Raw genomic sequence first — 12010 nt, 5'->3', positions numbered from 1 at the left:
TGTCATATTTACGAAATAACCGCCACCAAGGAGGAACCGATGCACGAACGTGAACGCCACCGCATTATTCTGAGCGCCGTACAGGAAAAGCCTGTCGTGACGATTCAGGATATTTCCGAGCTGACGGAGGCTTCGGAGGCGACGATACGCCGTGACATCGCAGCCCTACATGTGCAGGGAAAGATCCGGCGCGTGCGCGGTGGGGCGGAGTCGATCCACCCCCCACAGCTCGGCAATCTCGTCGGCCGACCGTTCCGCGTCTCAGAATCCGTCAATATCAACAAGAAACGCGCAATTGCGCGCAAGGCGGCGGAACTCTGCAGCCCCGGCGATGCCATCATCATCAATGGCGGCACGACGACGTTCCAGCTCGTCCATTACATCTCGGCCTTCCGGCTGCAGGTCATGACCAATTCCTTCGCGATCGCCGAGCATCTGGTCAAGCATTCGAAAAATACGGTGACGGTGCCGGGCGGCGCGATCTATCGCGAGCAGAGCCTGATCCTTTCGCCCTTCGACAACGATACGACCCGCAATTTCTATGCGCGCCGCATGTTCCTCGGCGCGCAGGGTGTCGGCCCGCTCGGCATCATGGAAGCGGATGGACTGCTGATCCAGAGCGAGCAGAAGCTGATGCGGCAGGCGGACGAACTCGTCCTGATGGTCGACTCCAGCAAGTTCCGTCAGCGCTCGAGCCTGATCCTTTGCCCGCTCGAACAGGTGACGACGATCATCACAGATGACGGCATTTCGGCAGACACGGTGCGGATGATCGAGGGAGCCGGCGTGTCGCTGATTATCGCAAATGTTTCGGCTGAGGCCGAGGAGGAAGATTCCCCGTCGGTCGCATAAGGGACGCGGCTCAGATGGGGTGAGCAGAGCCTATCAACTTGGGAGGAAGAGACATGAATATAGCAAAGAAATTGGCGATCGGCGTCGCGCTCGCCGCGACACTGATGGCCGGGACCGCCAGTGCCAAAGACATCAAGATTGGCCTCGTGGTGAAGTCACTGGGCAACGGCTTCTTCGAAGCCGCCAACAAGGGCGCGCAGGAAGCCGCCAAGGATCTCGGCGGCGTGCAGGTGATCTACACCGGCCCGACCTCGACGACGGCCGAAGGCCAGATCGAAGTGATCAACTCGCTGATCGCGCAGGGTGTCGATGCCATCGCCATTTCCGCCAACGATCCCGATGCAGTCGTCCCCGCACTCAAGAAGGCGACCCAGCGCGGCATCAAGGTCATCTCCTGGGATTCCGGCGTTGCAAAGGCTGGCCGCATCCTGCAGCTGAACCCCTCCTCCAACGAGCTGATCGGCAAGATGTGCCTGACGCTCGCCAAGGATCATCTCGACGGCGGCAAGGGCGATTTCGCCATCCTGTCGGCCACCACCACCTCGACCAACCAGAACATCTGGATCGGCGAGATGAAGAAGCAGCTTAAGGACTTCCCAGGCCTCAATCTGGTCACGACAGTCTATGGCGACGACCTTTCGGACAAGAGCTATCGCGAGGCACAGGGCCTCCTGACCTCACATCCGGAAGTCAAGGTCATCGTCGCTCCGACCACCGTCGGCGTGCTCGCCGCTTCGCAGGCCGTCAAGGATGCCGGCAAGATCGGCAAGGTCTACGTGACAGGCCTCGGACTGCCGTCTGAAATGGCCGGCGCCATCAAGTCCGGCGCGACGAAGGAATTCGCGATCTGGAACCCGATCGACCTCGGCTATTCCGCAACGCAGATCGCCTATCGCCTCGTGAAGGGTGAGACCGACGGCAAGCCGGGCAGCGAGATCAATGCCGGCCGCATGGGCAAGATCAAGGTTGGCGAAAACGGCGAAGCCGCCATGGCCGATCCCTTCGTCTACAACGCCACGAATATCGATCAGTTCTCCAAGGTTTTCTGATCGAAAATCGTATCCACAGCTCTCCGGCGGCGTCAGCCGCCGGACCTGGTTTCATTGATCCGGTATATTGCTGATGACCACTGTCCTTCAACGACCCGTCACGAACGCAGCAGCCGCAAGTGACACGGCCATTCTGGAAATGCGCGGCATTTCGCAGATCTTTCCCGGCGTCAAGGCGCTGGATGGCGTCAGCATTTCTCTCTACCCTGGCAAGGTCACCGCTCTCATCGGTGAAAATGGCGCCGGCAAATCGACGCTGGTCAAGATTCTCACAGGCATCTACCGCCCGAACGAAGGCGAGATCCTGATCGACGGCAAGCCGACGACCTTTGCCAATGCGCAGGCCGCCATCGATGCTGGCGTTACCGCCATTCATCAGGAGACCGTGCTCTTCGACGAGTTGACGGTTGCCGAGAACATCTTCCTCGGGCACGCGCCGCGCACGTCCTGGCGCACTATCGACTGGAAGACGATGAACAGCCGCTCGAGGGAGCTGCTGGAATCGCTGGAAAGCGCCATCGATCCCTCGACCCGGCTGAAAGACCTTTCCATCGCGCAGCGCCATCTCGTCGCGATCGCCCGTGCGCTGTCGATCGATGCCCGCATCGTCATCATGGACGAGCCCACCGCCGCCCTCTCACGCAAGGAGATCGACGATCTCTTCCGCATCGTCGAGGGCTTGAAGGCCAAGGGCAAAGCTATCCTGTTCATCAGCCATAAGTTCGACGAGCTTTATGAGATCGCCGACAATTTCGCCGTCTTCCGTGACGGCCGCGCCGTCGGCCAGGGCAAGCTCAAGGAAACGCCGCAGGACGAGATCGTCCGCATGATGGTCGGTCGCGATGTCGGCAACGCATTTCCCAAGGTTGCCGTAGTGCTCGGAGAAACTGTTCTCGAAGTCGACAAATACTGTCATCGCACGGAGTTCCGCGATATCTCCTTCAAGCTCAGGCGCGGCGAGATTCTCGGTGTTTACGGCCTGATCGGGGCTGGGCGTTCGGAGCTTTGCCAATCACTCTTCGGCATCACTAGTCCAATTTCCGGGCGCCTGATGCTTGATGGTCGTGAAATCCAGGTACGCTCGCCGCAGGACGCCATTCGCGCCGGCATAGTCTACGTGCCGGAAGAGCGCGGCCGTCATGGCCTGGCACTGCCGATGCCGATCTATCAGAACATGTCGCTGCCCTCGCTCGGCCGCACCTCGCGCAAGGGTTTCCTGAAGGCGGCCAATGAATTCGCGCTGGCACGCAAATATGCCGAACGTCTCGATCTTCGCGCCGCCGCCCTTTCCGTACCGGTCGGCACGCTCTCGGGCGGCAACCAGCAGAAGGTGGTCATCGGCAAATGGCTGGCAACGCAGCCGAAGATCATCATCCTCGACGAGCCCACCAAGGGCATCGACATCGGCTCGAAAGCTGCCGTCCACGGCTTCATCAGCGAGCTGGCGGCGGAAGGCCTCAGCATCATCATGATCTCCTCAGAGCTGCCGGAGATCATCGGCATGGCGGACCGCGTGCTTGTGATGAAAGAGGGGCTTTCGGCCGGTCTGTTCGACCGTGAGGAACTGACACCGGAAACGCTGGTGCGTGCCGCCACAGGAAATGCATAGGGAGAGCCGGATGCCACGCATCCTCAAAAGACGAGAAACATTGCTCTTCGTCATCATCGTCGTGATGATCGCGGGCTTTGCAACGCGTGCCGCCGGCTTTGCCGAGCCCGGCAATCTCGCCAATATCTTCAACGACACCTCGATCCTCATCATCCTCGCCTTGGCGCAGATGACCGTGATCCTGACAAAGTCAATCGATCTTTCGGTCGCAGCCAATCTCGCCTTCACCGGCATGGCCGTGGCTATGCTGAACGCCGCCTATCCCGACCTGCCGCTGATCGTTCTCGTCTTGACGGCGATCGCCATGGGCGCGGTGCTCGGCGCCATCAACGGCTATCTCGTCTGGGCGTTGGAAATCCCGCCGATTGTCGTCACTCTCGGCACGCTCACCATTTACCGCGGCATGGCTTTCGTGCTCTCCGGCGGCGCCTGGGTCAATGCGCATCAGTTCACCCCGAATTTCCTCAGCGTGCCCCGCACGCCGCTGCTTGGCCTGCCGGTGCTCGCCTGGATCGGCATCGCCATCGTGCTGATCATGTATTTCGTGCTGCGCTACACGCGGTTCGCCGCTCCACCTATGCCAGCGGCGGCAATCCGGTCGCGGCCGTCTATGCCGGCATCGATGTCGGCTGGACGCGCTTCCTCGCCTTCGTCCTCTCGGGCGCGCTTGCCGGCCTCAGCGGCTATCTCTGGGTATCGCGCTATGCCGTCGCCTATGTCGATATCGCCAACGGCTTCGAACTGGATAGTGTTGCGGCCTGCGTCATCGGCGGCATTTCGATTGCCGGCGGCGTCGGCTCGGTGGCGGGCGCCGTGCTCGGGGCACTCTTCCTCGGCGTTATCAAGAACGCCCTTCCGGTCATCGGCATCTCACCGTTCACGCAGATGGCGATCTCGGGCACCGTCATCATCCTTGCCGTCGTCTTCAATGCCCGGCGCGAGCGCAACCGCGGCCGCATCATTCTCAGGGATCAGGCGGCGAAGGACACCGCCAGCCATGGAGCAAGCGCATGAGCACCGTTTCGCAAGCACCGACGGAAAAGCGCGCCATTCCCGACCGTTTGGGAACACCTTTCAAGCGCATCCTCGCAAGCTGGGAGACGCTGCTGCTTGGCGTCGCAGTCGCGATCTTCATCTTCAATTCGCTGGCCTCGCCCTATTTCCTCGATCCCTTCAATCTCTCCGATGCCACCTTCAATTTCACCGAAAAGGCGATGATCGCCTTTGCCATGGCGCTGCTGGTCATCGCTGGTGAAATCGACCTCTCGGTCGCAGCCATCATCGCGCTCGCCTCGACAGCGATGGGCGCTGCGGCGCAGGTCGGCGTCGACATCGTCGGCCTCGTTGCGATCGGCCTTGGGGTCGGGCTGCTCTGCGGCCTCTTCAACGGCTTCCTCGTCTCCGGCATGAAGCTGCCGTCGATCGTCGTCACCATCGGCACGATGAGCCTCTTTCGCGGCATCTCCTACATCGTGCTCGGCGATCAGGCCTACGGCAATTATCCGGATAGTTTTGCCTATTTCGGCCAGGGCTATGTCTTCTGGGTCTTCTCCTTCGAATTCGTTCTCTTCATCGTGCTGGCGATCGTCTTCGCGATCCTGCTGCATGCGACGAATTTCGGCCGGCAGGTCTATACGATCGGCAATAATGACTTCGCCGCGCGCTTCTCCGGCATTCCTGTGGAGCGGGTCAAATTCATCCTGTTTCTCCTGACCGGCCTGATGAGCGGCATTGCCGCCGTCTGCCTGACCTCGCGGCTCGGCTCCACCCGTCCGTCGATCGCACTCGGCTGGGAACTCGAAGTGGTGACCATGGTGGTGCTTGGCGGCGTCTCGATCCTCGGTGGTTCAGGCACGATCGGCGGCGTGGTCATCGCCGCCTTCGTCATGGGCCTCGTCACCTTCGGCCTCGGCCTGCTCAATGTTCCCGGCATCGTCATGTCGATCTTCATCGGCCTCCTCCTCATCATCACCATCGCCCTGCCGATCGTCGCAAGGCGCATCAGGACCATGAGTTCCAAATGACCCCAACCCTCGAGCGCCACGCCTTCAAGATGAAGCTCAATCCCGGCATGGAGGCGGAATACCGGAAACGCCACGACGAGATCTGGCCCGATCTGGTGGACCTGCTGCATGAGGCCGGCGCCAGCGACTATTCCATCCATCTCGACCGCGAGACGAATACGCTCTTCGGCGTTCTGACGCGCCCGAGGGATCATAGACTGGCGAGCCTGCCAGACCATCCCGTCATGAAGAGATGGTGGGCGCACATGTCAGACATCATGGCCACCAATCCCGACAATTCGCCGGTGCAGAGCGATCTCGTCACGGTCTTCCATCTGCCATGACCGCCGTATCAGCCTATCGCCGCATTGCCGTCATTGACATCGGCAAGACCAACGCCAAGGTCGTGGTACTCGATGCCGAAACCGGTGGCGAAATCGCCGTCGTCAAGACGAGCAATGGCGTGCTGAAGACCAGCCCCTATCCACACTACGATGTCGACAGGCTTTGGGATTTCATCCTCGGCGCTCTGAAGGGCTTTGCAACAGCACCCGGCTTCGACGCCATATCGATCACCACGCATGGCGCTTCGGCGGTGCTGCTCGATGCAGACGGGCACCTTGCCCTGCCGGTGCTCGATTACGAGCATCTCTATCCGCAAGCCATACAGGATGCCTATAGGCAGTTGCGCCCGGCCTTTGCCGAAACCTTTTCACCACGGCTATCCGGCGGGCTGAATGTCGGCGCGCAGATCCACTATCAGAAGAGCACCTTTCCCGAAGAATTCACCCGCGTCGCGGCGATCCTGACCTATCCGCAATATTGGGCCTTGCGCCTGACCGGCGTCGCCGCCAACGAGGTGACTTCGCTCGGCTGCCACACGGATCTCTGGAATCCGACCACCGGAACCTATTCCTCTCTCGTGGACACTCTAGGCATTCGCACTCTGATGGCGCCGGTTCGCTCCGCTTTCGATACGCTCGGGCCGGTGCTGCCGGCGCTTTCCGCCAATATCGGGCTTGCGGCGCCGGTCCCGGTCTATTGCGGCATCCATGATTCCAATGCCTCGCTGCTGCCGCATCTGGTCGAGAATGAAGCGCCCTTCGCCGTTGTGTCGACGGGAACATGGGTGATCAACTTCGCTGTCGGCGGCGATCTCTTGCATCTAGATCCGCAACGCGATGCCCTTGCCAATGTCGATGCCTACGGCCGCGCCGTGCCTTCCTCCCGCTTCATGGGTGGCCGCGAATTCGAGATCCTGGCCGCCCAAATCAGCACCGCAACTCCGGAGGCAATCGAGGCCGCGCTTCAAGCCACGATCGAGAAGGGCATCATGCTGTTGCCCAACGTCGTAGAGGGCTCCGGCCCCTTCCCAGGCAAAAAAATGCGCTGGATCGGCGATGCCTCGGCGACGGGTGCCGAGCGTCTCGCCGCCGTGAACCTCTATCTTGCCTTGATGACGGAAGCCTGCCTCGGCCTGATCGGCGCCAAGGGACCGATCTTCGTCGAAGGGCCCTTTGCGCTCAATCGCCCCTATCTCGTGGTATTGTCCGCATTGATGAATACCGACGTCATCGCTCTGGCGGGCTCGACGGGAACCAGCCAGGGCGCCGCCCTGCTGACCGGCATCCGCCCGCCGATTGCTGCAGGGAATAAGCCGGTCCGTTCCGAGCTGGCCGGATTGATTCGCTATCGGCAGGCATGGCGCGATGGAGTGTAGGGGTGAGCTTCGGCTGCCGTTTCGAGATTTTGCGAGTAGCAAGCCCGGTTCGCAACCCATGCCTGTAATATTATAGCAACCATCCCTCGACGAAAAATCGCGAAAAATCGTCAAAATTGTCTTCGCGACGGTTATTTTCTTGCGGAATCGTCGCAATATTCCTACAGAAAATACCCTTATGAACGCTTTCGAGGTCAAAAATGTCCGAAAGCGGGTCATCGGCTTCGATGTCAGTTCTGTCTTCTTTAGGAGAAGCGCCTTACGGCAGTTTGCGCGTCGAGACAGGCGATTGGGCGGGTTCAAAGGGCGCTGCCGCGCCCATCCAAGGAGAGATAATATGAGTCTGAAGACATTGACGGCCGCGACCTTCGTCGCTTCGCTGGCCTTTGCACCTCTCGCGCATGCCGACATCACGATCGGCCTTATCGCACCGCTGACCGGTCCGGTCGCCGCCTATGGCGAGCAGGTCAAGAACGGCGCGCAGACCGCCATCGAGGAAATCAACAAGAGCGGCGGCGTTCTCGGCCAGAAGCTGGTTCTGAAGCTCGGCGACGATGCCGGCGATCCGAAGCAGGGCGTATCGGTAGCCAACGGCTTCGTTGGTGACAGCATCCGCTACGTCGTCGGCCCGGTCACCTCGGGCGTTGCCATTCCGGTTTCCGACGCGCTTGCCGAAAACGGCATCCTGATGGTCACGCCAACGGCGACCGCTCCGGACCTGACCAATCGCGGCCTGACGAATGTCTTCCGCACCTGCGGCCGTGACGACCAGCAGGCTGTCGTTGCCGGCGAATACGTGGTGAAGAACTTCAAGGACAAGAAGATCGCCATCCTCAACGACAAGGGCGCCTACGGCAAGGGCCTGGCGGACGCCTTCAAGGCAGCCCTCAACAAGGGCGGCGTGACCGAAGTCCTCAACGACTCCCTGACCCCGGGCGAAAAGGACTACAGCTCGCTGACGGCAAAGCTGAAGCAGGCCGGAGCCGAAGTGATTTATTTCGGTGGCTACCACCCGGAAGCAGGTCTGCTGGCTCGCCAGCTGCATGACATCTCCGTCAAGGCTCAGATCATCGGCGGCGACGGCCTGTCCAACACCGAATACTGGGCAATCGCCAACGACGCCGCTGCCGGCACGATCTTCACCAATGCCGCAGACGCACTGAAGAACCCGGCTTCGCAGAGCGCCGTTGCAGCCCTGAAGGCCCGCAACATTCCGGCCGAAGCCTTCACGCTCAACGCCTATGCCGCCGTTCAGGTCCTCAAGGCCGGCATCGAAAAGGCTGGCAAGGCGGATGACGCCGAAGCCGTCGGCGCTGCGCTGAAGAAGGGCGAGCCTGTCGATACCGCAATCGGCAAGGTCACCTACGGCGAAACCGGCGACCTCACCTCGCAAAGCTTCTCGCTCTACAAGTGGGAAGGCGGCAAGATCGTTTCGGCCGAATAAGCCGCAGCGTCTAACGCGCTTTAGAAAATTCAGCCGGGCCAGATAATGGCCCGGCTTTTTTGTGCCTGATCGGTGTCAATTGCTTTCGCCTAGCAAACGGTATGGAACCGCTCGACGCAGGTGGACAAAACCTCCTCGCCCGGCCGCTTCCACCAATTATTCTGAGAGAAGATTTCCACTTCCTGCAGACCGAAGAAGCCTGCCTTCTCGATCTCGGCACGGATGGCTTTCAAATCGATGACGCCATCGCCCATCATGCCGCGATCAAGCAGCAGATCGGTGGTCGGGACCAGCCAGTCGCAGATGTGATGCGCGAGAATTCGACCGCCGGCGCCGGCGCGCGCGATCTGCTCATAGAGCTTCGGGTCCCACCAGACATGATAGACGTCGATGGCAACGCCGATGCCGTCACCAAGCAGGTCACAGATGTCGAGCGCCTGTTCCAGCGTGTTCACGCAGGCGCGGTCGGCAGCATACATCGGGTGCAGCGGCTCGATCGCCAGCGGAATGCCGGCGCTGCGGGCATACGGCAATATCGCCGCGATACCGTCGGCCACCATCTCGCGGGCATGCAGGATATCTCTCGATCCTTCAGGCAAACCACCAACGACGAGCACGAGGCAATCCGCATTGAGCGCCGCCGCCTCATCGATCGCGCGCTTATTGTCGTCGATCGCGGTCGCCGTGCCTTCAACGCTTGCGGCAGGAAACATGCCGCCGCGGCAAAGGCCGGTGACCTTGAGCTTGTTATCGGCGACGATTTTTGCGGCTTCCGAAAGCCCGATCTTGTGCACCTGATCGCGCCATGGCGCGATCGCGACGATATCCTGCTTCAAGCAGGCTTCCACCGCCTGGCGCATGTCAAATTGCTGGCGCACCGTCGCCAGATTGATGGATAGACCTTCTACGGCCATTATGATGATCCTCCCCGATCCCTCGTCCGTTAATCGATGCCGACCGTGGCAAGGATCGTCTTCATCCGGCGCACCGCCAGGTCCGGGTCACGCAGGACGCGGGCTGCATCGGAAAGCCGGAAGAGCTCCGAGAGATGCTGGATCGAACGCGTGCTCTGCTGGCCGCCAAGCATCTGGAAGTGATCCTGAAAGCCGTTGAGATAGGCTAGGAAAACGACGCCGGTCTTGTAGAAGCGCGTCGGCGCCTTGAAGATATGGCGTGACAGCGGAACGGTTGGCGCCAGGATCTGATGGAAGGCATCGAGATCGTTCTGGGCAAGCTTCGCCAGGGCGGCGCTTGCTGCCGGTGCAATGGCATCGAAGATGCCGAGCAGTGCGTGCGAATAACCCTGCTCATCGCCGGCGATCAGTTCTGCATAGTTGAAGTCATCGCCCGTATACATCTTCACGGCCGGATCGAGCCGGCGGCGCATGATAATTTCCTTCTCGGCCGAGAGCAGCGAAATCTTCACGCCATCGACCTTGGCAGCGTTCTGGTTGATGATCGCGACGGCTGTGTCCATCGCCCGCTGATCGTCAGCCGATCCCCAATACCCCGCCAAAGCCGGATCGAACATCGAGCCGAGCCAGTGGATCATGACAGGCTCCTTCACCTGTCCGAGGATACGGTCATAGACGCGGATATAATCGTCCGGGCTCTTGGCTGCTGCGGCAAGCGCACGGCTCGCCATCAGGATGATCCGGCCGCCCTGCCCTTCCACATAAGCAATCTGCTCTTCATAGGCACGGATGACATCATCGATGGTCACATCTGGCCCGGGTTGCAGATGATCGGTGCCGGCGCCATAGGCGATCAGCGAATCCGACCTGTTGCGGGCAGCCGATTGCGCATGGGCGATCAATTCCTTCGCGCCGGCCCAGTCCAGCCCCATGCCGCGCTGCGCTGTGTCCATGGCCTCCGCCACGCCGAGACCGAGATCCCAGAGATATTCGCGGAAGGCGATGGTGCGCTCCCAGTCGATATTGCGATCGAGCCAGGGATCGTTATCTGCCAGCGGGTCGACGACAATATGAGCGGCGGCATACGCCACGCGATTGAACTTGTGGCCGCCGGCCGGCTTTTCCGGAGCGCTCAGAGGCGCATTGCTGATCGTGAAGTCGGCAAGCGTGCCACCGACGGTTGGCAGGCGAAGGCTTCTTGTCATGATCCTATCTCCCTATCACTGGCTCAGCTTCGGCACATCGACCCAGCGGCGTTCTTGCCAGCTCTGTTGGGCAAGTTCTGCAAGCTGCACGCCCTTGGCGCCCTCGCGCAGGCTGAACTTCCATGGTGCATCCTCGGCGACATGGCGCAGGAAGCCCTCCCACTGCACCTTGAAGCCATTGTCGAACGCCTGCGTGTCCGGAACCTCGTCCCACGTCTCGAAGAAGTTGATCGGCTGCGGCTGGTCCGGGTTCCATACCGGCTTCGGCGTGTTCACCCGATGCTGCGTCCAGCAGCGCATCAGCCCGCAGACCGCCGACCCGTGCGTGCCGTCGACCTGGAAGGTGACGAGATCGTCACGACGGACGCGAACCGCCCAGGAGGAATTGATATGGGCGATGATGCCGCCCTCGAGCTCGAACGTGGCATAGGCCGCATCGTCGGCATCGGCGGCATAGGTCTTGCCGCTCTCATCGACACGGCTTGGAATATGGGTGGCGCCAAGGCAGCTCACCGACCTGACCTCGCCGAACAGATTGTCGAGCACATAGCGCCAATGCGGCAGCATATCGAGGATCATGCCGCCACCGTCGGCCTTGCGGTAGTTCCACGACGGACGCTGCGCCTGCACGCCCCAATCACCCTCGAACACCCAGTAGCCGAACTCGCCGCGCACCGACAGGATTTTTCCGAAGAAGCCGCTGTCGCGCAGCATGGCGATCTTGCGCAGGCCCGGCAGGAACAGCTTGTCCTGCACGACGCCATTCTTGACGCCGCGTCGTTCGGCGGACGCTGCCACTGACAGCGCTTCTTCCAGCGTCTCTGAGATCGGCTTTTCACAATAGACATGCTTGCCGGCGGCAATCGCCTTCTCCAGCAACTCGACACGCATCTGCGTCGAGCCGGCATCGAAGAAGATCGCATTGGAGGGATCGGCCAGAGCGGCATCGAGATCGGTCGTCGTCTTCGCCAGGCCGTGCTTGCGGGCAATCGCCTCGATCTTCTCGGCATTGCGGCCGACAAGCACCGGCTCTGGCATCAGCCTGTCGCCATTCGACAAAAGCACCCCGCCCTGCTCGCGGATCGCCAGGATGGAGCGCAGCAGGTGCTGATTGTAGCCCATGCGTCCGGTGATGCCGTGCATGATGATCCCGATTGGCCTTGTCGCCATAAGCCATTCCTCCCGTAAATAACCATATAGTTACATAACTGACA

The 12010-nt window shown here is 60.9% G+C and carries 10 protein-coding genes and 1 pseudogene; 8 read left to right on the top strand and 3 right to left on the bottom strand.

The features are described 5' to 3' along the window. Positions 1-39: 39 nt before the first annotated feature. The 8 genes and pseudogenes from BSK43_RS26200 to BSK43_RS26165 all read left to right on the top strand — a co-directional run bounded on the left by BSK43_RS26200 (position 40) and on the right by BSK43_RS26165 (position 8677). Complete coding sequence (locus tag BSK43_RS26200) at positions 40-852, top strand: DeoR/GlpR family DNA-binding transcription regulator (RefSeq protein ID WP_077467715.1); 813 nt, start codon at positions 40-42, stop codon at positions 850-852. Between the two features lie 53 nt (positions 853-905). Further along, the gene (rhaS, locus tag BSK43_RS26195) at positions 906-1901 is read left to right on the top strand and encodes a rhamnose ABC transporter substrate-binding protein (protein WP_068393885.1); all 996 of its coding nucleotides are present in this window, start codon (positions 906-908) and stop codon (positions 1899-1901) included. Between the two features lie 73 nt (positions 1902-1974). Further along, on the top strand, positions 1975-3510 hold the full coding sequence (locus BSK43_RS26190) for a sugar ABC transporter ATP-binding protein (protein ID WP_077468250.1): 1536 nt from the start codon (positions 1975-1977) through the stop codon (positions 3508-3510). A 10-nt stretch (positions 3511-3520) separates the two neighbouring features. Then, positions 3521-4524 (top strand): annotated as a pseudogene (locus tag BSK43_RS26185) (ABC transporter permease). Then, positions 4521-5534, top strand: coding sequence for an ABC transporter permease (locus BSK43_RS26180; RefSeq protein ID WP_077467714.1), 1014 nt, complete (start codon positions 4521-4523; stop codon positions 5532-5534). The pseudogene BSK43_RS26185 and the gene BSK43_RS26180 overlap by 4 nt, the downstream one beginning before the upstream one ends. Beyond that, the gene (gene rhaM / locus BSK43_RS26175; RefSeq protein WP_077467713.1) at positions 5531-5857 is read left to right on the top strand and encodes an L-rhamnose mutarotase; all 327 of its coding nucleotides are present in this window, start codon (positions 5531-5533) and stop codon (positions 5855-5857) included. Before BSK43_RS26180 ends, rhaM begins: the two co-directional genes overlap by 4 nt. Next, the gene (locus BSK43_RS26170; RefSeq protein WP_077467712.1) at positions 5854-7233 is read left to right on the top strand and encodes an FGGY-family carbohydrate kinase; all 1380 of its coding nucleotides are present in this window, start codon (positions 5854-5856) and stop codon (positions 7231-7233) included. The genes rhaM and BSK43_RS26170 overlap by 4 nt, the downstream gene beginning before the upstream one ends. Positions 7234-7570: 337 nt before the next feature. Then, positions 7571-8677: a branched-chain amino acid ABC transporter substrate-binding protein gene (locus tag BSK43_RS26165; RefSeq protein ID WP_068393895.1), complete on the top strand. Its 1107-nt coding sequence runs from the start codon at positions 7571-7573 to the stop codon at positions 8675-8677. An 89-nt stretch (positions 8678-8766) separates the two neighbouring features. Here BSK43_RS26165 and BSK43_RS26160 read toward each other — a convergent pair whose 3' ends face one another. Genes BSK43_RS26160 through BSK43_RS26150 form a run of 3 tightly spaced genes read right to left on the bottom strand, consistent with a single transcriptional unit; the run spans position 8767 to position 11966 of the window. Further along, the gene (locus BSK43_RS26160; protein ID WP_077467711.1) at positions 8767-9591 is read right to left on the bottom strand and encodes a sugar phosphate isomerase/epimerase family protein; all 825 of its coding nucleotides are present in this window, start codon (positions 9589-9591) and stop codon (positions 8767-8769) included. Positions 9592-9620: 29 nt separating this feature from the next. After that, positions 9621-10796 (bottom strand): dihydrodipicolinate synthase family protein, encoded by a 1176-nt coding sequence (locus tag BSK43_RS26155; RefSeq protein WP_077467710.1) that lies wholly within the window; start codon positions 10794-10796, stop codon positions 9621-9623. Between the two features lie 15 nt (positions 10797-10811). Next, the gene (locus BSK43_RS26150; RefSeq protein ID WP_077467709.1) at positions 10812-11966 is read right to left on the bottom strand and encodes a Gfo/Idh/MocA family oxidoreductase; all 1155 of its coding nucleotides are present in this window, start codon (positions 11964-11966) and stop codon (positions 10812-10814) included. Between the last annotated feature and the right edge of the window lie 44 nt (positions 11967-12010).

The sequence above is a fragment of the Rhizobium sp. P44RR-XXIV genome, assembly GCF_001999485.2.
Classification (GTDB): Bacteria; Pseudomonadota; Alphaproteobacteria; order Rhizobiales; family Rhizobiaceae; genus Rhizobium.
This window is presented reverse-complemented; position numbering and strand designations above follow the sequence as displayed.